A 19,853-nucleotide genomic window follows, 5' to 3' on the forward strand; every position below is an offset into this window, starting at 1 on the left:
GGCAAGCACCGGCTATTGCAGCAGTGCTTGCGGGCATCTGGGAAAATAGCGGGCTATGCTGCAGTTTGACCTTCTCAAGACCGACCCGACCAGCCACGCGCGCCGTGGCACCTTGACGCTTAACCACGGCAAGGTCCAGACCCCCATCTTCATGCCCGTTGGCACCTATGGCACCGTCAAGGGCGTGATGCCGCGCAGCCTCGAAGAAATGGGCGCACAGATCATTCTGGGCAACACCTTCCATCTGTGGATGCGTCCAGGCCTGGACATCATGAAGTCCTTTGGCGGTCTGCACGACTTTGAGAAGTGGGACAAGCCCATACTGACTGACTCGGGGGGCTTCCAGGTCTGGTCGCTGGGTGCGATGCGCAAGATCACCGAAGAAGGCGTGCATTTCCAGAGTCCCGTGAACGGCGACAAGCTGTTCATGTCGCCCGAGGTCAGCATGCAGATCCAGACGATTCTGAATTCGGACATCGTCATGCAGCTCGACGAGTGCACGCCCTACGAAACCAACGGCAAGAAGACCACCGAAGCCGAAGCGCGCAAGTCCATGGAGATGAGCCGTCGCTGGGCCAAGCGCTCCAAGGAGGAATTCCAGCGCCTGGAAAACCCCAATGCCTTGTTCGGCATCGTGCAAGGCGGCATGTACACCAATCTGCGTGAGGAATCGCTGCAGGGTCTGCTGGAAATCGATTTCCCCGGCTATGCCGTGGGTGGCGTCTCCGTGGGTGAACCCAAGGACGAAATGCTGGAGATCATGGCCCACACGCCGCATCTGCTGCCCGCCAACAAGCCGCGCTATCTGATGGGCGTAGGAACACCCGAAGACCTGGTGCAAGGCGTGGCCGATGGCGTCGACATGTTTGACTGCGTGATGCCTACCCGCAATGCGCGCAACGGCACCATCTTCACGCGCTACGGCGATCTGAAGATCCGCAACGCTCGTCACAAGGTGGACCACCAGCCCATAGACACCACCTGCACCTGCCACGCATGCGCGGGCAAGAGCGGCGTGAGCTGGGACGATGGCGGCCGCGAAGGCTTCAGCCGTGCCTATCTGCACCACCTGGACCGCTGCGGCGAGATGCTGGGCCCCATGCTCACCACCATCCACAATCTGCACTATTACCTGAACCTGATGCAGGAAATCCGCAACGCACTGGACGCAGGCACTTTTGCCGAGTTCCGCGCCCAATTCAAGGCCGACCGCGCACGCGGGGTCTGAGCCACCCATCATCTGCCGCAGCAGAACCTCGAAAAGCCAGAGCGAGTCTCTGGCTTTTTTCATTCGGCGGCTGACATCCGGTTTGTCTGGAGTCCGTCAAATGAAAAACATCGTCAATTGCGCGCTGCAAAACCGCTTTGGCAATCGTTTTTCTATATGTTTTTGTTAGAACCACAACATCTGACGGCAACAACAGGCATTTTTGGCGATTGATATCGAATTCGCAAAGAGCCACTGAAGAAAATTCCACGAAACGCTCGCGGCCCCTCTCCCATGACCGAAGCCTCCGCACCCAAGCCAACGCCGCTGCCGCAGACCGCTGCCCCCAGGACATGGGCAGCGGCGCTCGGGCTTGGGGGCCTGGTGTTGCTAGCCGCCTTGTTGGGCATACTGGGGCGCCCCATGGGATTTCTCTCGGCGATCTGGCCCGCAAACGCGCTGCTGCTGGGCCTTTTGCTGCACCGCCCTGACTGGCTGCGCCCGAGCTCGGTGCTGGCGGTTTCGGCAGCCTATATCGCAGCCGATCTGCTCACGGGCAGCCGGCTCGATGTGGCGATCCTGCTGAGCATCGCCAATATGGCCGGTGTGGGCGCGGCCTGGGCGCTGATGCACAGGCAGCGCCATGCCACTTTGTTCATGCAACGCCAGTCCTCCGCCCTGCTGCTGTTTGTGGGCAGCGGTCTGGGCGCACTGACGGCCGCGCTGCTGGGAGCTCCGGTGCTGAGCGCCGTTTTCGGGACGCCGCACTGGCAGGCCTTTTCCATGTGGCTGAGCAGCGAATGGCTGAACTACATGATGTTTTTGCCCATTGTTCTGGCCTGGCCGACACGCAAGCAGCCAGTTGGGCATCTGGGCGAGCCCTCCCCCATGCGCCGCGTCCTGCCTTTGCTGTCTGTCATTGCGCTGGAGGCCATCAGCTACTGGATCAAAGGTCCCGGCTCGCTGGCGTTCTCGCTGCCGGCTCTCATATGGTGCGCGCTGAGCTATCGCATCTTCAGTCTGACGCTGATCACGGCAACACTTTGCCTGAGCAGCATCATCTTCATTTCGCTGGGCACGCTTGAATTCACACCCGCTCATTTTCTCGAAACGCTGTCATTTCGCATGGGGCTATGCATGCTGGTGCTGGGCCCGCTGGCGGTGGCCGGATCGCATATGGCGCGCAACGAGCTGATGCAAAAGCTCAGTCATGCCGTCAACCACGATTTTCTGACCGATATGCTGGCACGCGGTGCCTTCATGAAGCAGGGGCAAAGAATACTGGAGCGTTGCCGCCAGGATGGCCAGCCCTTTGCCATTCTGATGCTGGATCTCGACCATTTCAAACAGATCAACGACAGCTTCGGCCATGCGGGAGGCGACCAATTGCTGCGCAGCTTCAGCCAGACCCTGAGTCAGGTGCTGCGCGCTCAGGACATCGTGGGCCGCATGGGAGGCGAGGAATTCGCCGTGGCCCTGCCCAAGGTGGACGCAACCGCTGCGCAGGAGATCGCCAAGCGCATCAACCGCGCCATCCGGGAGCTGCGCGTGCCCATGAATGACAAGACGATGAGTGCCACGGTCAGCATAGGTCTGGTCCATACCAGCCGGCTGCAAGCACATCAAAGCCTTGATCTGCTGCTGCAGGATGCAGATCAGGCTTTGTATGACGCAAAGGCTTCCGGGCGCGATCGCGTCGTGGCACAGCTTTGCTGAGCTGTACCCGCAGCTCAGACCCCACCGGCCAGTCCATGGTCACGGAACATCATTCGTCTCGGGTGTGACCTGGACTGCGGGTGCGGCATCCAGACGCGGCAGGATCTTCCCCGCCGCAGTGCCGCAGCTATGGCAAAAGCGTGAGAACGCGCTCTTGCGGGTATTGCAGCTGCCGCAATGGTCGAACAGGCCGATACCGCAGTGAGGGCAGAAGTCGATCTCGGTGTTCTTGAGATCCACCGGGCGCTCGCAGCCCGGGCACACATTCTTGGACAGGCGCTCCAGCGCCACGTCATAACTCAGTTCTTCACGGCGCTGCTCTTCGGGCAGAGACTCCTGCAGCTTCTGTTTTTCCAGATAGCGGTTGAGCGCAAGAATGGCATAGCGCCCCAGCAATACCGTCACCAAAATGCCTACGATATAGCGCACATAGCCGCCGTAGTCGGGCAGATAAGGTACCAACTCGACAAAGAAGGCGAACAGCGCAAAAAAGATAAAGCCCCAGACAAATGGCCACCAGGTGCTCTTGCGCTTCTTGGCGAACAGCCAGCCCGCCACGCCCAGCAGGGGCAAGGTGATGGCCAGACGGAACAGAAACACGCGCAGCTCGCTGGCGCGCATGGCGGCTTCATACTGGGGATAGGCCTGCTCGCGCAGACTGCTCATCTCGGCCTCGGCGTTGGAGACTGCCTGATTGGCCTCCAGATTGGTCTGGGCCTCTTTCTCGCGCTCCTGGCGGGCTATGTCTTCGGCCTGCTTGAGTGCATCCAGCGCCTTGCTGCGTGCGACCAACTCGGCGTCCTGCTCGGGGCGCTCCGTGGCCCGGCGGGTCGCCACCCAGTTGTCAAAGGTGTCGCGCGCCGACTGGTAGCGCGCACGCTCGGCGTCGAACTTGAGCTGGGCCCTGTCCAGGGCCTTCTGGGTCACGCCGGCCGTCTTCCGGGCCTGGTCGATTTCGGCCTGCACACGCTGTGCATCAGCCTCAGGAATAAAAGACTCGATCTCCAGCGAGCGATCGGGCTGCGGCAGGTTGCCCACCACCAGCCCACCCAGACCGATCAGGAAGAAGGCAAACACCAACGCGACCAGCCAGAGGCCGCGGCGAAACCATTTCTCGGGCAAACGCAGAGACTTGCTCATTTTCAATTACTCCAAAAACGTAGCACCATGCGCATACTCAGCAGGGCCTTGAAGCCAAAAAGGCTCAAACTCACTGCACGGTGCGCACGGCCGATGCCAGTTGCGTGCGCTGCAACCACTGGGTCACGGAGTCCACCGTCACCGTCTCGATGCGGCTGGCAAAGCGCTTTTCATTCGGATGATCGTCAAACGCGATATTGGCAGCCGTCATGCGCCCGCCCAGTCGCGAGAACGCCCGGATGATGAGCGCGCTGGGCTCATAGCCCTTGGACTGCAACCAGGCCTGAGCCTGTGCGCGGTTCTGAATCGCCGCCGGCTCCATGGCGGCTGCCAGCGTCTCGGTCGCCCATTGGTTCGACTGCTGGTATTTGCTGCTCCAGACATAGCTGACCATGCTGTAGGGCTCGTTTTGCAGGCGCAGCACCGTGGGAGCGTTCAGGAACTTGAGCAGGGCCTGCTGCACCGCCGGTGTCGGGATCTGGATGGCGGCTTCATAGCGCCACATATCGTCAAGAAAGAACTCGCCCAGGCCCTGGCGGTAGATATGGCCGGATGCAGTGCCGCACTCGTTGAGCTTGTGGGCCACGCGCCAGGGGCCGGCAGGCGTTCTGTAGGCCCAGCCATAGTGCGAGTACTTGAGATCGTATTTGCTCAAGTCCTGCCCTTGCCGCGCCAGCAACACGACCTGGGTGCCGTTCTTCTGGAATTCGGCGTCCAGCGCCTTGGCGGTGCGCGCGGCCAGATTCAGCCCCTTGGCCATCACATCGGCGGTCAGCGGACGGTCTTCACAGCTGCGGCCGGCCTGGGCCGAGCCCGCCCAGGCAATCAGCGCGGCGCCCAGCGCCAGCGCCACAGGGCCGTGAATGGGCATGCCGGCGCGTCGAGCGGGCGCCATGGCGTGTACAACGCTTGTAGCTTCCTTGATCATGCGAGCCTCCAGCTTCTTGAATTACAGACGCTCGTTGTGCATCAGCGCCTTGCCGATTTCGTTGGGGATGAAGGCCAGCACCTTGCCTGCCGTGGACAGAATCACGCCGGCCGCCGTGGCGCTGGTTTGCACCACCGTGCCCACGCCGACCGACAGCGCGCCTGCGGCCTGGCCGGAGACCTTGACCACGGCCGAGGTGCCGTCGGCCACATTCTTGAGCACATAGGTCACGCCTGTGGCACTGCTTTCCACGGCCTCAACGATCACGGATGCACCTGCCGCCGACAGAAACAGGGGGATTGCCACGACTTCCTCCGAAGCGCCACCCGATGCCGCTGCAACCACCGATGCCACAGGCAGGGCCGACAGCACCAGAGAGGCTTCGCTCTGGGCGTGGACTGCGCTGCCGCCCAGCAAGGCAAAGGCCGCGCCCAGGGCGCACAGGCCGTTGCGAAGAGGACGGATAAAGGTCAGGACGTTGATCACAAATGGCTCCCGGTGGTTGTTGAAATGGGCCGCGATTTGCATGCGGCGACGAACGAATCATCCATGCGCCCGAAACTTTGGCCCTGTGTTTTGTCAAAATCGGCAAGCGGCAGGTCTCGCAGTATCGAGAAGCGATACTTCCCGCCCACGGCCAGTGCTCAAACCAGTTGCAGCTTGCACATCTTGCCCCACTCCCGCGCCCACAACTTTCAAAAATCATCAGGCAATCCATGCGGCTTCACTCTCAGACCTTCGCCCTGCACCAACCTTCACGCCGGCAAAGCCGGCTTGCAGCAGCGCTCGCCACGGCCATGTCCACGCTAGCTGTCTCGGCACTGGCGCAGGGCAGCAGCATTCCTGCTTTTTCGCAGATGCCGCCGGGCCCTCTGGGAGGGCCCTGGCACTTTGCCGCCCTGCCCAACAAGAACCCGACGGCCTTCAATGTGGTGGACCAGGATGGCGGGCATGTGCTGCGCGTGAGCACACAGGACGCCTATGGCAATATGGTTCACACGCTGCACCTGACTGCTTCGCCCGATCTGCAACTGCAGTGGCGCTGGCGCGTGGATCAGCTGATCGACAAGGCCGATATCAAAACCAGAGCCGGTGACGATGCGGCGCTCAAGCTCTGCATATCATTCGACTTTGACAAATCGCAGCTGAGCTTTGGTGAACGGGCCAAGCTGCGCCTGGGAAAAATCAGCACCGGAGAGGATATTCCGGCCGAGACGCTGTGCTATGTCTGGGACAATAAGCAACCCACAGGCACGGTCATGCACAACGCGTTCACGCATCGCATGCGCTATATCGTGCTGCAAAGCGGCAGCACGCACAAAGGCCAGTGGGTGGCGGAACAGCGCAACCTGGCGTCCGACTATCTGCACGCCTTTGGCGACGAGTCCCAGGCCATGCCCACCATCATCGGCGTCACCGTCTCGGCAGACTCGGACAACACCCATGGCGAAGGACTGGCCTACATGGGTGATATCCGGCTCCTGCCCTGATCTTTCCGCCTCAACGCCGGAGCAAATCCGCCACGTTCTGCTGCAGCAGGGCCGGCGTGACAGAGGCAGCCGCCACGGGCTCGCCCACTTCCAGCCCCACGCGATTGAACAGGCCGCGGCGCAGCGGTTTGACCATGGCCACATTCCTGCCGCCGCGCAGCTCGATGCGGCTGAAGTAGGAGCCCCAGAGATTGGTCAGCGCCATGGGAATGACGGGAACCTGCAGGCCGTCGTCTCGCGCATGGTCGAGAATCTTCATGATGCCGCCCTTGAAGGGTTGCAGCTCGCCATTGAAGGTGATGCCGCCCTCGGGGAAGATGGCCAGCAGATCGCCCTCGCGCAGCACCTCCGCGGCCCGTGCGAACGCGGCTTCATAGGTCGCAGGGTCCTCCTTGTGCGGCGCGATCGGGATCGCCTTGGCCAGCTTGAACAGCCAGCCCAGCACCGGCGTCTGAAAGATGCGGTGATCCATCACGAAGTGGATGGGGCGCGGGCTGGCCGCCATGAGCAAGATGGCGTCGACAAAGCTCACATGGTTGCAGACCAGCACGGCCGCACCATCGCGCGGAATATGCTCGTCGCCGCGCACCTTGAAGCGGTAGACAAAGTGGGTAATGACCCAGGCCACAAAGCGCAGCAGATATTCGGGCACCAGCAGGAACACATAGAGCGCCACGATGGCGTTGGCAATGCCGGTGATCAGAAACACCTGGGGAATGCTGCAACCTGCGGCCAGCAGGGCACCGGCCAGCACCGCCGAGGCGATCATGAACAGCGCGTTCAGGATATTGTTGGCCGCGATGATGCGCGCGCGGTGCGTGGGCTGGCTGCGCATCTGGATCAGCGCATACATGGGCACGCTGTAAATGCCCGCCGACAGCGCCAGCAGGCCCAGATCCAGCATCACGCGCCAGTGTTTGGCCTCTCCAAAAAAGGCGTTCACGCCCATCAGCTCGGAGGGCGGCAGCGCGCGCGTGGCAAAGAACAGATCAATCGCAAACACGCTCATGCCAATCGCGCCCAGCGGCACCAGGCCGATCTCCACCTGACGACGGCTGAACACTTCGCACAGCAGCGAGCCGATGCCTATGCCCACCGAGAAGATCACCAGCAGCAGCGATGCCACATGCTCGTCGCCATGCAGCACCTCCTTGGCGAAACTGGGGAACTGCGAGAGAAACACCGCGCCGAAAAACCACATCCAGCTGATGCCCAGCAGCGAGCGGAACACCACGGGCTGCTGGCGTGCCAGCTGGAGGTTGCGCCAGGTTTCGGTGAACGGGTTCCAGTTGATGACCAGGCCCGGATCGGTCGCGGGCGCATGAGGGATGAACTGCGCGCAGATGCGGCCCACGACCGCGACGGCCACGCAGGCCATGGCGACCTGCATATGACCGACCTCGGGCACGGCGATCAGCAGGCCGCCAGCGACCTGACCGAGCAGGATGGCGACAAAAGTGCCCATCTCCACCATGCCGTTGCCGCCCGTGAGTTCGCGGTCGTTGAGCACCTGGGGCAGATAGGCGAACTTGACGGGGCCGAACAGCGTGGAGTGCAGCCCCATGAGGAACACGCACAGCAGCAGCACCGGCACATTGGCCTGGACAAAGCCCCAGGCCGCGATCAACATGATGGCGATCTCGAGATTCTTGACCAGGCGGAACATGCGGGTCTTGTCCCACTTGTCGGTCAGTTGCCCCGAAGTGGCCGAAAACAGCAGATAAGGCAGGGTGAACAGCGCACCGATCACCAGGCCCGCCATGGAAGGCGGCAGCCACGAGACGCTGAGCTGATAGGTAACCATCACCGTGAAGGCGAACTTGAAGAGATTGTCATTGCCCGCACCGGCAAACTGCGTCCAGAAAAACGGCGCAAAGCGGCGCTGGCCCAGCAGGGCGAACTGGTTGGGGTGGGCATGCTGCTGTGCAGCGGCGGCCGTATGCACGGTCGGCGTGGAATTCATGGATCTCTCCCTGTGGCGCTGCTGGCATTGTGCCAACTTGCCCGGATTTTTTTGTAGGTTTTATGCGGCTGACGCTTGTTGAACATGCGCCCGCCGCTATGAATATTACGACTCGCGCCACTGGAGCAAGGCACGCAGCACAGGCCATGCGGCAGCGGCGGCCATCCAGTGCTTGAGGCTGTGGCCGGAGATTGAGTGCGCGGTCACATCGAAGACATCGCCGTCCGAGAACTCCAGCAGCTTGGCAACGAGGTACAAGCCGAGAACCCAGCCCAGCTCCATGGGCAGCGCATGACGACGCGGTGCCACAAAGGCCAGCCACAGGAGAGTCAGCATGCCGCCGCCTTGCACCAGCACCCAGGGCAGCACATTGCTGGTCTGCGCCCAGACCGCCACGCTGGCAGGTGCGGCCACCAGCAGTACTCCGGCAGTGATGCGGGCGCTGATGTCGTCAATGCGCGTCTGTACCGCCAGGCCCAGCAAGCCGGCGAAAGCCAGGCTCATGCCCAGCCGGTCCCAGACCAGGCTCGAATCCTGCGGTGCCCAGTGATAGTACGCAGACCCTGCCCCCGAGCACAGCAGGCCCGTGAAGAACAGGGCGCACAGGGCACGCGCCGTGCCGTTGAGCTTTTGATAGTCGGCACGCGCCAGTGCGACCCAGCCCGCCAGTCCCGCCAGCACAAACCCCAGATTGCTCAACACATCGGCCGCATGCGGCACGCCCAGCCAGCCGCGCCGGTCGGCAAAGGCGTGGTAGTGCTCGGGCTGAGCCATGCCAGGCATCAGCAGCGCCAGCGTGAACAGCAAGGCCATGCACCCGAACAAGGCAAAGCGCTGCTCCAGCGTGCCCGAGGTCTCGGGGCTCGTCATTTCCACGGCCGGTATCGATGAGTTGTGCAGTTGCATGGTGCGTCCCTTTGTGTTTGCCGCGCAGTATGGAAACCCGCCGAAGCAGCGGCATCAATCTTCTAAACTTGCCTCATACCGCTGCACTGCCAGTACTACCAACCGATACCATGAGCACGACTGCCGATCTCGTCACCGCCATCAAGAAAGAACTCAAGGCCGCGCAGATGACCTATGCCGACCTGGCCCAGGCCATAGGCATGGCCGAATCCAGCGTCAAGCGCATGCTGGCCAAGGGCGACATGCCGCTGTCGCGCATTGACGAGATCTGCCGCGCCCTGCACCTGGACTTTGCCGATCTGGCCCGCAATGTGGCCGATAGTCGACCGCTGCTGCAGCAGATCACGCGCGAGCAGGAGATTGCCGTGGTTGCCGACCGCAAGCTGCTGCTCACGGCCATCTGCGTGCTCAGCCAGTGGACGCTGGAGCAGATAGTCGCCACCTACCGCATAAGCGAGCCCGAGGGCATAGGCTATCTGGCGCAACTGGACCGCATCGGCATCATCGAGCTGCGTCCTGGCAACCGCTACAAGCTGCGCCTGGCCAAGACCTTCCGCTGGCAGACCAACGGCCCGGTGATGGACTTCTTCCGCGAGAACGCCGTGCTGGACTACTTTGGCGGCACTTTTGCCGGCGAGGACGAGACCATGCTGCTGGTGCACGGCTCCATCGCCCCCAGCCTGGCGCCCAGCTTCGTGGAGCGCATCCAGCGCATCGGTCAGGACTTCTCGCAGCAGCATCTGCAGGATCAGCGCCTGGGGCCCAACAAGATCGAGGGCTACACCCTGGTGCTGGGCATGCGCAAATGGGAGCTGCCCGCCTTTGCGGCCTTGCGCCGGTAGACTGTCACTCCAAAATATGTAGCTAAATGCGCTTGCTGCATCTGCGTTATCCGCCTGTTTTATACATTCTTCACCAAACAGACACACAAGATTGCAAGACTTCGCACGGCGGCAACCCGCGGTTGACGCTGGCCTTCCAACATGGAGCCCAAGGGATGCCTGGACCCACAGACAGCCCGCTACCCATGAAGGAGGCGTATATGCTGACAATCCGCAACACCATCCACACCGTCGCTGCCGCAGGCGCACTCGCCTTGCTGGGCTTTGCCGGTAGTGCACAGGCCCAAAGCGCTTACTGGGCGGGTGCCAGCCAGGGCGCCTATGTGAACGTGCAGTTCAACGCACCGCCCCCGGTCCGCTATGAAGCCGTGCCCGCTCCGCGCCGTGGCTATGTCTGGGCTCCTGGTTACTGGGAACCGCGCGGCCATCGCCATGTCTGGCGCGCCGGCCACTGGGTGCAGAACCGCCCTGGCTATGTGTACCGCCAGCCCGTCTGGGTGCAGCACGGCAACCGCTGGGACTACCGCGCCAGCCGCTGGGACAGGGATGGCGACGGTGTGCCCAACCGCCATGACCGCAACCCCCACAACCCCTATCGCCGCTAAAAGCCTGTTGAAGCTTTAAGCCCTGATCGCTCCCTCCGCTGGCCCTCCGAGTCATCACTTTCCAGCGGATTTCAGCCCATGTCTCGCAAGAGATCTGGGCTTTTTTGCATTAACCCCACAAGCTTAATGCTGCATAAGCATATAGAAGCAAATCATTAAATTACGGACACAATTCACAGCATTCAAGGTTCCTCTGGACAAGTCCCATCATGCGTTTGCTGCCCCGTTTCATCTCCGGTCTTGTTGCCACAACGGCGGCCGCCGCCCTGTTTCCCCTGGCCAGCCAGGCGGCCGATCCCGGTGCCGCCAGCTATCCGCATCAGCCCATCACCATGATCATGGGCTTCAACGCCGGCTCGGGTGTGGACGTGATCGGCCGCGTGGCACAGGAGCCGCTGGGCAAGATCCTGGGCCAGCCCGTGATCATTGACTACAAGAGCGGCGCCGCCGGCAATATCGGCAGCGAGTTCGTGGCCCGCGCCAAACCCGATGGCTACACCATCTACTTCGGCACCGCCGCCACCCATGGCAGCAATGCCGCGCTCTACAAAAAGCTACCCTTCGACGTGGAGGCCGACTTTGTGCCCGTCGCACCGCTGGTGGACGTGGCCAATGTGCTGACCATCAATCCCAATGTGATCAACGTCAAGACCCTCAAGGAGTTCGTTGACGAGGTCAAGGCCCATCCCGGCAAGTACAACTACGCCTCCACCGGCAATGGCGCAGGCACCCATATGGCGTTTGCCGAGTTCAACTCGCGTCTGGGCCTGGACATGGTGCATGTGCCCTACAAGGGCGGCCCCGAAGCCATCACCTCGGTGCTGCGCGGCGAGACCTGCTGCATCATGAACCAGGTGCAGACCGTGCTGAGCCACTACAAGGCCGGCAAGGTGCGCCTGCTGGGCGTGACCACTGCCAAGCCCGTGGAAGCCGTCAAGGAAGTACCCACCATTGCTGCCAGCGGCCTGCCGGGCACCAAGGGCTTCAACAGCTCCATCTGGTTCGGCATCTTCGCGCCCAAGGGCACGGACCCGGTCATCGTCAAGAAGCTCAACCTGGCGGTCAACGACGTGCTCAAGCAGCCCGAGGTGCGCGAGCGCTTTGTCTCCCAGGGCAACACCATCCGCGAAGAGACACCCGAGCAGTTCAAGAAGACCGTGCATGAAGATCGCATCAAATGGGCCAAGGTGGTCAAGGATGCCAAAATAAGTATTGATTGACACCCCCTGAGCCGCTGCGCGGCTTCCCCCTCTCTCGATGCGTTGCATCGGGAGGGGGACGGCTCCTTCGCCGCGAGGCGGCTCTTGCTCGGAGCCCTGGCTTGTATCGTGCCAGTATTGCGTTATCGGTGTTTGTTTGATGCGTCTGCGGCTCAAGCCTCAGACGCTTTTGGGTTTTAGCTATGTCAATTTCACCTTCTACGACAGCCGCCACATCGGGGCTGGCAACGCTGGAAGAACGCCTGCGCGACGATCTGCTCACGCTGGGCTGGCCTGCCAAGGCCTGGATTCCTCCCTCCACCCGCCGCGATCTGCCCGTGCATGACGTGGTCATCATCGGCGCCGGTCAGGCCGGTCTGGCCCTGCATGTGGCGCTGGGTCAGGTCGGCATCAAGCCCGTGTTGCTGGACAAGTCGCCGCTGGACTTCGAAGGTCCCTGGGCCACCACGGCGCGCATGGAAACCTTGCGTTCGCCCAAGGAACTGACCGGCCCGGCCATGGGCATCCCCTCACTATCCTTTCGCGCCTGGTTCATCGCCCAGTTCGGTCTGGATGCCTGGACGGCGCTGGACAAGATCCCGCGCCTGCAGTGGATGGACTATCTGCGCTGGTACCGCCGCGTGACCAACGCCGATGTACGCAACGGCCATGAAGTCGTTGCCGTGCGTCCGCAGGCCGATGACGTGGTGGAAGTCGATGTCAAGGCCAATGGCGTAATCGCCACCTGGCAAACCCGCCGCCTGGTGCTGGCCACGGGCCGCGACGGTCTGGGCGGCGCAACGGTTCCCGCCTTCATGCGGGGCGTGGACAGGAAGTTCTGGGCCCATTCCTCCGATGCCATGGACTACGCCACGCTGGCGGGCAAGCATGTGGGCGTGGTCGGTGCCGGGGCTTCGGCCATGGACAGCGCGGCGACGGCCCTCGAAAACGGCGCGGCCAGCGTGGACATGCTGATCCGCCGCCAGCAGCTGCCGCTGATCAACAAATCCAAGGGATCGGGCGTGCCCGGCCTGACCCACGGCCAGTATCTGCTGCCCGATGCCTGGAAATGGCGCATCCGCCACTACATCAACGCCCAGCAGGTGCCGCCGCCGCACGGCAGCACGCTGCGCGTCTCGCGCCATGACAACGCCTTCTTCAACCTGGGCTGCGCCGTGCAGAGTGTGGAAAAAGCGGGCAACAAGCTGCAGGTGCAGACCTCGGCCGGCGTGTTCGTGCTGGACTTTCTCATCGTCTCCACGGGCTTTGCCATCGACTGGAGCCTGCGTCCCGAGTTTGCCGACATCGCGCCGCATGTAAAGCTGTGGAACAGCCGCTTCACGCCCGAGGCCGCCGATGAGGATGCCGAGCTGTCGGCATCGCCCGATCTGGGACCGCTGTTCGAGTTCCAGGGCGAGCTACCCGGTCTCGACCATATTCACTGCTTCTGCTACCCCGCTGCGCTCTCGCACGGCACGGTGTCGGGCGATATTCCCGCCATCAGCGATGGGGCGCGCAAGCTGGCCCAGGGCCTGGCCTCGCTGTTCTATCTGGACGATATCGAGCAGCACTTCGACAAGCTCAAGGCCTATGCCGAGCCCGAACTGGAGGGCACAGAATGGACCGCAGCCGACAGCGCTGCGCGCATCCGGCAGCTGCAACCCTAAATCACGAGACTTCGCATGACAGACACCATAGACCGACTGGCCGGCCTTGAGCAAGGCAGCCCCACATTCACCACCCGCCACGAGCGCGAAAAAGTCGCTCTGGCCACCCAGGCCTGCGAAGACCTGCTGCTGGGCAATCAACTGGACAGCGCGCTGACCCAGGCCGAGCGCCTGGTGCTGGCTGCCGAGCAGGCCCGCGTCAGCGGCGTGACCGTGCTGGAAGCCGAATACCGTGCGCGCGCCGAGGCCCTGGGCGACGCCATCACGCCCGAGCTGCGCTCCATCCTCGATCAGCCCGGCGCCCAGACCGGCAATGCGCGCCTGGACGCCATGCTGCACTTTGTGCGCACGCTGGCCCTGAACCCGGCCCAGAGCGATCAGGCTGCGCTGCTGGCCATTCCGGCCGCCGGCCTGTCGCTCAACGACACCGTGCTGCTGGCCCAGCTGATCGGCTTTGTGGCCTATCAGGCCCGCCTGCTGGCGGGTGTGAAGGCCATGGGCGAGCTGGGCGGCGTGACCGAAGCGCCTGCCGCCCAGCCTGTCGATGCCGCGCCCTTTGTCCACCCCGCCAACCTGCCGCCGCCCGGCGAGCCGCTGCGCCGCAACGGCTTCACCAGCGAAACGCTGGACTGGAAGGCCTGGCTGCAGGTGCTGGACCCCCGCACCGCCACGCCCGAGCAGCAGCATGTGCTGGAAGTCAGCCACCCCAAGGCCAAGAGCATGGACTTCTATCTGCTGCTGGCCCGCCAGCCCCAGGTGCTGCTGGAGCGCTCCCAGGCCTTCAACGCCATCATGTATGCGCCCGGCGGCCTGTCCCGCGCCGAGCGCGAAGTGGCGGCCACGGCCGTCTCTCGCTCCAACGGCTGCGTGTACTGCGCTTCGGTGCATGCCCAGCGCTTCGAGCAGTTGGCCAAGCGCAACGATGTGATGGCCCAGCTGTTTGACGAGCCCGAAACCGCCGGCACCAATGCCCGCGAGCGCGCCATCATCCAGGCTTCGCTGACACTGACGCGTGCGCCGGGCGGCTTTGGTCCGCAGAATCTGCAGCCGCTGCGTGATGCAGGTCTGTCCGATCTGGAAATCCTGGACATGCTGCACTCAGCCGCACTGTTCGGCTGGGCCAATCGCCTGATGCTGAATCTGGGCGTGGAACTGTATTCCACCCCCTGAGCGGCCCCGCCGCTTCCCCCTCTCTGCTTCGCGGAGGGGGGCGATGCCATCGCCGCGACACGGCTCTTGCTCGGCATCGCTGATTTCAGGCCGCGCCAGCTTTTGGGGTGAACATCTTTTTTTGATAGCTGCTTGTGCCGATTAATTCATGACTTCAGAGTCAATTGATTTTGAAAACCATTTGAATCAAACGTTAGCAGCTATCAAATTTCAGGCTATTTACCGGTGAACACCGTCAGCACGCCGGCCAGCTGATGCACATGCGCATCCATCAGCTGTGCCTCGGCCACCAGGCCGATCAGAGGCACCGGCCCCAGCGCATGGCGCAGCAGCTTGAGCTCGGCATCGGCTCCGCCAAACAGCTCGCTGCCTCGGCCCTTGCTGCTCACATAGATCGCACCGCGTATATGCTGGGGCTGGGCCGCCTCGGCCATGGTCTCGGGGCCGGCATCGGCAAAGTCGGGCTGCAGCGCATCCTTGAGGGCCGCGCCCATCTGCATCAGCTCATGACGGGCCGCGCTGCTCTGGCGCTGGCAGAAGATCACCGTATGCTCGGCCTCCACGGGCGACGACAGCGCAACGCCCTGGCGCACCGGATCCAGCCCCACGATATGCAGCACCTGGGCCTCGTCGGTGAGCGCCCCGCGCTCCAGACCCCGGCCCAGCGGGGCAATCGCGGCCTGTGTCTTGCGCAGTTGCGACAGCGCAGCCTGCCAGCCGCCTCCTGCGCTGGGGCTGGCTTCCACATCCAGCATCTGCAGCAGTCGGGGCAAGGCAGGCTCGCCTTCGAGCTCCAGCACCACCGGGCCTCTGGCCTCGGTAATTTCGAGCCCCGCACCCAAAGGCGCGCAGCCCTGGGCCAGTCTTGAGATACAGGCTACATCGGCATCGAAGGCCACGCCGGAAAAGCCGGCATGAAAAATGCCGACGCTGGCCTGCGCCCTCAGCCGGGGCAGGTCTTCGGCACGACAGGCGAACTGCACGCCCTGCTCGCTGCTGAGCGCCCCGAACAGATTTCCAGAGCTGATGCGCTCGGACAGCTCCAGCAGCAACTCAGCGAGATCAGGCTGATCGATGCTGGAGTGCACCAGGGCCGAATGCGCCTCGAATCCGGCTTCGGCACCGCTTTGCGCCAGCGGTGCCACGCCTGAATAGACGCGGTAATGGGCGGCAGGCAGGTCCAGCAGCATGACCGCCAGCGAGGAGCTTTCGGAATACTCGTGCTCCATGGCCAGTACGGCGTGACCGGAGCTGCCCACCCAGTCGGTGACCTGGGGCAACTCGCGCGCCAGCAGCGCCAGCAAGGGCTGCGCATGGGGCACCAGCCCCTGCGCGATATAGACCAGACCCAGCCGGTGCGGCTGCAGTGACTGGCGCAGCAACTGCCCACGCAGCTGCAGCACGACTTGCTCAGTCGCAGCGCGCCAGTCTTCATGGCTGGCATGAGCGACGGGAAACAGTGACATAAGCCCTCCTGTTCTTGCTGGAGCGTGGATGCCTTGCAACCACGATTTTCCACCTTAGCGGGAAGGGATTGCTCAGGGCTTGCGCGAGGTAGCAGAGGTTTTGGCTGCAGTCTTTTTGGCGGCAGGCTGCTTGGCAGCAGTTTTTTTAGCGGCTGCCGTTTTGCTGGCTGCCGTTTTGGGTTGACCGGTCTTGGCCGCCGCCTTGCGTGCAGGCCTGGGCTCGGCTGCCGCGGCGCTCTTTGCCGCACCTGTCGCCGCAGTTTTTGCCGCAGCTGCAGCGCCAAAACCGCCTGCCTGTGCCATCACCTTTTCCATGGTGGACTTGGCAAAACCGCTGGCCATCTCGGTGGCGCGCTGGGCAGCGGCCAGCGTCTCGGGCGGAACGGGCTCTGCCATGGCCTTGGCCGCAATCTGCTGGAACTGCTGGGTCAGCGCTCCCCACCATTGCATGGCCTGGTTCAAGGCAGCCTGAGAAGGCGGCTCTGCCTGAGCCTTGGCATGGTTCTGCTCCTCTTGCGCCGCAGCCTGTGCTTCAGGCTCGGGCGCAGGGTTTGCCAGCGGCTCTGCAACCGCAGCCTTGGCCGTGGCCGTGGCACTTCCCATGGGCCAGCCGGCATTGCCGGTCGCTGCGGGCTCTGCCGGCGCTGCACCGGGGAAAGGAAAGGACTTGGCCAGCTCGCTCATGCTGACATTCATGTCCTTGAGCGTGGACAGCGTCATGCGCTGCACTTCCAGCGCCTGGATGGTGGCAGCCAGGGCGCGGCTGTTTTGCTCCAGCCAGAACTGCACGGCCTTCAGCTCGGCAATGCGCTTGTCAACCTCTTCCACGCTTACGGTGGGAGCCACCCATTGCGGCACGCGGCCCATGGGATTGGCCGCAGCGCCAGCGCTTTGCGCCAGCCCCTGCAGAAAATCAAAGCCGGGAATGAACTTGCCGAAACCAAATGCCGATGCGTCGCCGCTCATAGTGCTCTCCACTGCAGGGATGGATACCAGAATCCGCATCCGGACAAGACCGGACGCGGAACTAGCTTACTGCACTTGCGATGTTTGCTGCAAACAAGGGAGCAGGTCGCGCGCCTGGCTCAAGCCATCAATGCTGATGAGCACCATGACCCATATGCTGGTGCCCAGCACCGGCCGCCGCAGGGGCGGCCACGCGCACCGGCAGTTGCAGGCTCAGGCGCGACACTGCGCCCTTGGCATCCTTGAACACCAGGGTCACGGGCACCTGGCTGTCCTTGACCAGCGGGGCCTTGAGCTGCTGCAGCATCAGGTGATAGCCGCCGGGCTTGAGATCCACGGCCACGCCCTGAGGCAGATCCAGGGCCTCGATGGCGCGCATGCGCATCACATCGCCCTCCATCTTCATCTCGTGCACCTCGGCCACGGCGGCGGCCGTAGTTTCCACACCCACGAGCTTGAGCGGCTCCTGGGCCGTCAGGCGCATAAAGGCCCCCGAAGCCTGCTGACCCGCCACGCTGGCGCGGGCCCAGGCGTTCTCGACCTTGACATGGGCCGCATCGGCATGGGCCCAGGCGGCCCCCGAAACCAGCAGCGAAGCGACCAGCGAACCCAGGGCCATCACGGTAAAACGACGCGTATTCATGAAACCATCTCCATTCAAATTCAGTCTGGACTTACGCAAACAAGAGTGCATCAAGATGGTCCCCTTGAAACCAAGCCCTTGCTTGAGCCCGATTTGCATAAGTCGTGTCAATCTCAAATCGATCTGAGACGCTTGACCATCAAGCGCCCTCAGCTATGTTTTTCAGGGTTTCAAAGGGCGGCGCACGTACGGGCGGCAGGGTGGAGATAAAAGCTCTGTGAGCGACATCGGCCCAGGGCCGGGCATCGACAACGGCGCGGTGACTGCCAGGATCTGGCTGCTGCGCTGGCGGCGGCGCCAGCAGCGGCAGGCACAGCGCGCAATCCAGTCCATGTGGGGTGGCGGCATCGTCGCTGGCGGGGCTGGGCACCCAGTGTGTGCTGCCGCTGGCCGTGCACACAGCCTCCCAGCCGGCAGGCGGCGTGGCGCGCGCCCAGGGCGTGAGCATGCTGACCAGCAGCACGCAGAACCACGCACCCAGCACCCTGCGAACCAGAAGGGCTGCCGGTTTGTGCCGAGGAGGGTGTGCGCGCCAATGCATGGAGCGATTGTAGAAGCCGGCCCGCTATCCGGTTGGCGACGCAGGGCTTGCGCCACTTGCCTCTACGATAACTGGCCACGTATACCTATTCACAACCACCGATCAGGAGACAAGCATGCTGACTTTGTGCGGATTTTCGGCCAGCAACTACTACAACAAGGTCAAGCTGGCCTTGATGGAAAAGCAGATTCCCTTCGCCGAGGAGCTGGCCTGGCTGGGCAGCACCAACCCCGAGGAATCTCCGCTGGGCAAGGTGCCGTATCTGCGCACCCAGCATGGCGCCATCAGCGAGTCCGACGCCATCATCGAATATGTGGAAACACTGTCCAGCAAGGTGCCGCTGCTGCCCGCAGACCCCTTTGCTGCCGCCAAGGTGCGTGAGCTTTGCGTCTATCTGAACCTGCACCTGGAGCTGGTGGCGCGCAACCTCTATCCCCAGGCCTTCTTCGGCGGCAAGATCAGTGATGGCACACGCGACAAGACGCTGGAGCAGTTGAAAAAGAACATCGCAGCCTTTGCCAAGCTGGCCCGCTTCGATACCCCGTTCATCGCGGGCGACAGCTTCACGCTGGCCGACTGCAGCGCCATCGTGCATCTGCCGCTGGTCAGCAGCGCCAGCAAGATCCTGGGCGGCAGCGATCTGCTGGCCGAGCTGCCGGTGCGCGACTATCTGGCGCGCATGAGCGAGCGTCCCACGGTGCAGAAGGTCAACGCCGACCGCAAGCGAAACACCGAGGAGCTGATGGCACGCATGCAGGCCAAGGCTGCGCGCTGAAGCGTGCCGGGTACGGGCCCGGTGATGCTACGCTTGGGCCCATCATGCAAAGCGCTTTTCATCTTGCCTACCACGTGACCGATCTCGACCAGGCCCGCCGTTTCTACGGCGGCGTGCTCGGCTGTCGCGAGGGTCGCAGCACCGACACCTGGGTCGATTTCGACTTCTTTGGCCACCAGATCTCCCTGCATCTGGGTCAGCCCTTTGCCGTGAGCAACACCGGCAAGGTCGGCAACCATATGGTGCCCATGCCCCATCTGGGCGTGATCCTGCTCAAGCCCGACTGGCTGGCCCTGGCCGAACGCCTCAAAGCCGCCGGCACCACCTTCATTCTGGAGCCGCAGGTGCGCTTTGAAGGCGAGCCCGGAGAGCAGTGGACCATGTTCTTCACCGACCCCTGCGGCAATCCGATCGAGGTCAAGGGATTTGCCAACTGGGACGCGGTTTACGAACACTGATCCCCTCTGAGCCGCTTCGCGTCTTCCCCCAAAGGGGGACGACGACCTTGGCTGCGGGGCGGCCCTAGCTGGCCGTCTCGCGCTTGGACTGCGCCAGTGTCACTGGCTCATCACTTCGAGCAAAGCCGGATGGGAAACCTTTATAGGTTGAGCGAAATCGGCCTCCAGTGT

19 protein-coding genes are annotated in these 19,853 nt (G+C 63.0%); 10 read left to right on the plus strand and 9 right to left on the minus strand.

The window, feature by feature from the left end; all coding sequences use genetic code 11:
• The first annotated feature begins 55 nt into the window (after nucleotides 1–55).
• Both tgt and EIC84_RS17805 read left to right on the plus strand, forming a co-directional pair.
• Nucleotides 56–1,228 carry a tRNA guanosine(34) transglycosylase Tgt gene (tgt, locus tag EIC84_RS17800; protein ID WP_003065625.1) on the plus strand — a complete coding sequence of 391 codons (1,173 nt, stop codon included), beginning with the start codon at nucleotides 56–58 and terminating at the stop codon, nucleotides 1,226–1,228.
• Between the two features lie 273 nt (nucleotides 1,229–1,501).
• On the plus strand, nucleotides 1,502–2,923 hold the full coding sequence (locus EIC84_RS17805; protein WP_003065626.1) for a GGDEF domain-containing protein: 1,422 nt from the start codon (nucleotides 1,502–1,504) through the stop codon (nucleotides 2,921–2,923).
• Between the two features lie 39 nt (nucleotides 2,924–2,962).
• Here the strand turns inward: EIC84_RS17805 and EIC84_RS17810 are convergent, their stop codons facing one another.
• The 3 genes from EIC84_RS17810 to EIC84_RS17820 all read right to left on the minus strand — a co-directional run bounded on the left by EIC84_RS17810 (nucleotide 2,963) and on the right by EIC84_RS17820 (nucleotide 5,519).
• Nucleotides 2,963–4,063 (minus strand): hypothetical protein, encoded by a 1,101-nt coding sequence (locus tag EIC84_RS17810; protein ID WP_003065628.1) that lies wholly within the window; start codon nucleotides 4,061–4,063, stop codon nucleotides 2,963–2,965.
• A 70-nt stretch (nucleotides 4,064–4,133) separates the two neighbouring features.
• Nucleotides 4,134–4,991 (minus strand): DUF2145 domain-containing protein, encoded by an 858-nt coding sequence (locus tag EIC84_RS17815; protein WP_003065630.1) that lies wholly within the window; start codon nucleotides 4,989–4,991, stop codon nucleotides 4,134–4,136.
• 21 nt (nucleotides 4,992–5,012) lie between these two features.
• Nucleotides 5,013–5,519, minus strand: coding sequence for a hypothetical protein (locus EIC84_RS17820; protein WP_003065632.1), 507 nt, complete (start codon nucleotides 5,517–5,519; stop codon nucleotides 5,013–5,015).
• A 269-nt stretch (nucleotides 5,520–5,788) separates the two neighbouring features.
• Here EIC84_RS17820 and EIC84_RS17825 point away from each other — a divergent pair, with 269 nt between their 5' ends.
• On the plus strand, nucleotides 5,789–6,481 hold the full coding sequence (locus EIC84_RS17825) for a DUF3047 domain-containing protein (protein WP_003065633.1): 693 nt from the start codon (nucleotides 5,789–5,791) through the stop codon (nucleotides 6,479–6,481).
• Between the two features lie 10 nt (nucleotides 6,482–6,491).
• Here the strand turns inward: EIC84_RS17825 and EIC84_RS17830 are convergent, their stop codons facing one another.
• Nucleotides 6,492–8,444: an MFS transporter gene (locus EIC84_RS17830; RefSeq protein WP_003065635.1), complete on the minus strand. Its 1,953-nt coding sequence runs from the start codon at nucleotides 8,442–8,444 to the stop codon at nucleotides 6,492–6,494.
• Between the two features lie 105 nt (nucleotides 8,445–8,549).
• On the minus strand, nucleotides 8,550–9,350 hold the full coding sequence (locus EIC84_RS17835) for a hypothetical protein (protein ID WP_003065637.1): 801 nt from the start codon (nucleotides 9,348–9,350) through the stop codon (nucleotides 8,550–8,552).
• A 110-nt stretch (nucleotides 9,351–9,460) separates the two neighbouring features.
• Here EIC84_RS17835 and EIC84_RS17840 point away from each other — a divergent pair, with 110 nt between their 5' ends.
• The 5 genes from EIC84_RS17840 (at nucleotide 9,461) to EIC84_RS17860 (ending at nucleotide 14,833) form a co-directional block, all read left to right on the plus strand.
• Nucleotides 9,461–10,192, plus strand: a complete 732-nt coding sequence (locus EIC84_RS17840; RefSeq protein ID WP_003065639.1) for a helix-turn-helix transcriptional regulator — start codon at nucleotides 9,461–9,463, stop codon at nucleotides 10,190–10,192.
• A 200-nt stretch (nucleotides 10,193–10,392) separates the two neighbouring features.
• Nucleotides 10,393–10,797: a YXWGXW repeat-containing protein gene (locus tag EIC84_RS17845; protein ID WP_003059306.1), complete on the plus strand. Its 405-nt coding sequence runs from the start codon at nucleotides 10,393–10,395 to the stop codon at nucleotides 10,795–10,797.
• Nucleotides 10,798–11,006: 209 nt separating this feature from the next.
• A complete protein-coding gene (locus tag EIC84_RS17850; protein WP_003065641.1) occupies nucleotides 11,007–12,017 on the plus strand; it encodes a tripartite tricarboxylate transporter substrate binding protein in 1,011 nt (336 codons plus the stop codon).
• 182 nt (nucleotides 12,018–12,199) lie between these two features.
• Nucleotides 12,200–13,663 carry an NAD(P)-binding domain-containing protein gene (locus EIC84_RS17855; RefSeq protein WP_003065651.1) on the plus strand — a complete coding sequence of 488 codons (1,464 nt, stop codon included), beginning with the start codon at nucleotides 12,200–12,202 and terminating at the stop codon, nucleotides 13,661–13,663.
• Nucleotides 13,664–13,678: 15 nt separating this feature from the next.
• Nucleotides 13,679–14,833: a peroxidase-related enzyme gene (locus EIC84_RS17860; RefSeq protein WP_003065652.1), complete on the plus strand. Its 1,155-nt coding sequence runs from the start codon at nucleotides 13,679–13,681 to the stop codon at nucleotides 14,831–14,833.
• Nucleotides 14,834–15,048: 215 nt separating this feature from the next.
• Here EIC84_RS17860 and EIC84_RS17865 read toward each other — a convergent pair whose 3' ends face one another.
• From EIC84_RS17865 to EIC84_RS17880, 4 genes are all read right to left on the minus strand, one after another.
• Nucleotides 15,049–16,299 (minus strand): FIST N-terminal domain-containing protein, encoded by a 1,251-nt coding sequence (locus tag EIC84_RS17865; protein WP_003065653.1) that lies wholly within the window; start codon nucleotides 16,297–16,299, stop codon nucleotides 15,049–15,051.
• 72 nt (nucleotides 16,300–16,371) lie between these two features.
• Nucleotides 16,372–17,265, minus strand: a complete 894-nt coding sequence (locus EIC84_RS17870) for a PhaM family polyhydroxyalkanoate granule multifunctional regulatory protein (protein ID WP_003065654.1) — start codon at nucleotides 17,263–17,265, stop codon at nucleotides 16,372–16,374.
• Nucleotides 17,266–17,392: 127 nt separating this feature from the next.
• The gene (locus tag EIC84_RS17875; RefSeq protein ID WP_003065656.1) at nucleotides 17,393–17,908 is read right to left on the minus strand and encodes a copper chaperone PCu(A)C; all 516 of its coding nucleotides are present in this window, start codon (nucleotides 17,906–17,908) and stop codon (nucleotides 17,393–17,395) included.
• A 139-nt stretch (nucleotides 17,909–18,047) separates the two neighbouring features.
• Nucleotides 18,048–18,449, minus strand: a complete 402-nt coding sequence (locus EIC84_RS17880; RefSeq protein ID WP_080554142.1) for a hypothetical protein — start codon at nucleotides 18,447–18,449, stop codon at nucleotides 18,048–18,050.
• A gap of 115 nt (nucleotides 18,450–18,564) precedes the next feature.
• Here EIC84_RS17880 and EIC84_RS17885 point away from each other — a divergent pair, with 115 nt between their 5' ends.
• The gene (locus tag EIC84_RS17885; protein WP_003065661.1) at nucleotides 18,565–19,224 is read left to right on the plus strand and encodes a glutathione S-transferase; all 660 of its coding nucleotides are present in this window, start codon (nucleotides 18,565–18,567) and stop codon (nucleotides 19,222–19,224) included.
• A 44-nt stretch (nucleotides 19,225–19,268) separates the two neighbouring features.
• Nucleotides 19,269–19,682, plus strand: coding sequence for a VOC family protein (locus EIC84_RS17890; protein WP_003065663.1), 414 nt, complete (start codon nucleotides 19,269–19,271; stop codon nucleotides 19,680–19,682).
• Nucleotides 19,683–19,853: the final 171 nt, after the last annotated feature.

It is taken from the genome of Comamonas sp. A23 (assembly GCF_004522605.1).
Classification (GTDB): Bacteria; Pseudomonadota; Gammaproteobacteria; order Burkholderiales; family Burkholderiaceae_C; genus Comamonas; species Comamonas thiooxydans.

What these genes read in the sequence shown, in the direction of transcription:
- EIC84_RS17825 (WP_003065633.1), top strand. Translation starts at nt 5,789, where the DNA reads ATGTCCACGCTAGCTGTCTCGGCACTGGCGCAGGGCAGCAGCATTCCT.
- EIC84_RS17850 (WP_003065641.1), top strand. Translation starts at nt 11,007, where the DNA reads ATGCGTTTGCTGCCCCGTTTCATCTCCGGTCTTGTTGCCACAACGGCG.
- EIC84_RS17860 (WP_003065652.1), top strand. Translation starts at nt 13,679, where the DNA reads ATGACAGACACCATAGACCGACTGGCCGGCCTTGAGCAAGGCAGCCCC.
- EIC84_RS17855 (WP_003065651.1), top strand. Translation starts at nt 12,200, where the DNA reads ATGTCAATTTCACCTTCTACGACAGCCGCCACATCGGGGCTGGCAACG.
- EIC84_RS17840 (WP_003065639.1), top strand. Translation starts at nt 9,461, where the DNA reads ATGAGCACGACTGCCGATCTCGTCACCGCCATCAAGAAAGAACTCAAG.
- EIC84_RS17865 (WP_003065653.1), bottom strand. Translation starts at nt 16,299, where the DNA reads ATGTCACTGTTTCCCGTCGCTCATGCCAGCCATGAAGACTGGCGCGCT.
- EIC84_RS17875 (WP_003065656.1), bottom strand. Translation starts at nt 17,908, where the DNA reads ATGAATACGCGTCGTTTTACCGTGATGGCCCTGGGTTCGCTGGTCGCT.
- EIC84_RS17820 (WP_003065632.1), bottom strand. Translation starts at nt 5,519, where the DNA reads ATGCAAATCGCGGCCCATTTCAACAACCACCGGGAGCCATTTGTGATC.
- EIC84_RS17885 (WP_003065661.1), top strand. Translation starts at nt 18,565, where the DNA reads ATGCTGACTTTGTGCGGATTTTCGGCCAGCAACTACTACAACAAGGTC.
- EIC84_RS17810 (WP_003065628.1), bottom strand. Translation starts at nt 4,063, where the DNA reads ATGAGCAAGTCTCTGCGTTTGCCCGAGAAATGGTTTCGCCGCGGCCTC.
- EIC84_RS17870 (WP_003065654.1), bottom strand. Translation starts at nt 17,265, where the DNA reads ATGAGCGGCGACGCATCGGCATTTGGTTTCGGCAAGTTCATTCCCGGC.
- EIC84_RS17815 (WP_003065630.1), bottom strand. Translation starts at nt 4,991, where the DNA reads ATGATCAAGGAAGCTACAAGCGTTGTACACGCCATGGCGCCCGCTCGA.
- EIC84_RS17880 (WP_080554142.1), bottom strand. Translation starts at nt 18,449, where the DNA reads ATGCATTGGCGCGCACACCCTCCTCGGCACAAACCGGCAGCCCTTCTG.
- EIC84_RS17845 (WP_003059306.1), top strand. Translation starts at nt 10,393, where the DNA reads ATGCTGACAATCCGCAACACCATCCACACCGTCGCTGCCGCAGGCGCA.
- EIC84_RS17830 (WP_003065635.1), bottom strand. Translation starts at nt 8,444, where the DNA reads ATGAATTCCACGCCGACCGTGCATACGGCCGCCGCTGCACAGCAGCAT.
- EIC84_RS17890 (WP_003065663.1), top strand. Translation starts at nt 19,269, where the DNA reads ATGCAAAGCGCTTTTCATCTTGCCTACCACGTGACCGATCTCGACCAG.
- tgt (WP_003065625.1), top strand. Translation starts at nt 56, where the DNA reads ATGCTGCAGTTTGACCTTCTCAAGACCGACCCGACCAGCCACGCGCGC.
- EIC84_RS17835 (WP_003065637.1), bottom strand. Translation starts at nt 9,350, where the DNA reads ATGCAACTGCACAACTCATCGATACCGGCCGTGGAAATGACGAGCCCC.
- EIC84_RS17805 (WP_003065626.1), top strand. Translation starts at nt 1,502, where the DNA reads ATGACCGAAGCCTCCGCACCCAAGCCAACGCCGCTGCCGCAGACCGCT.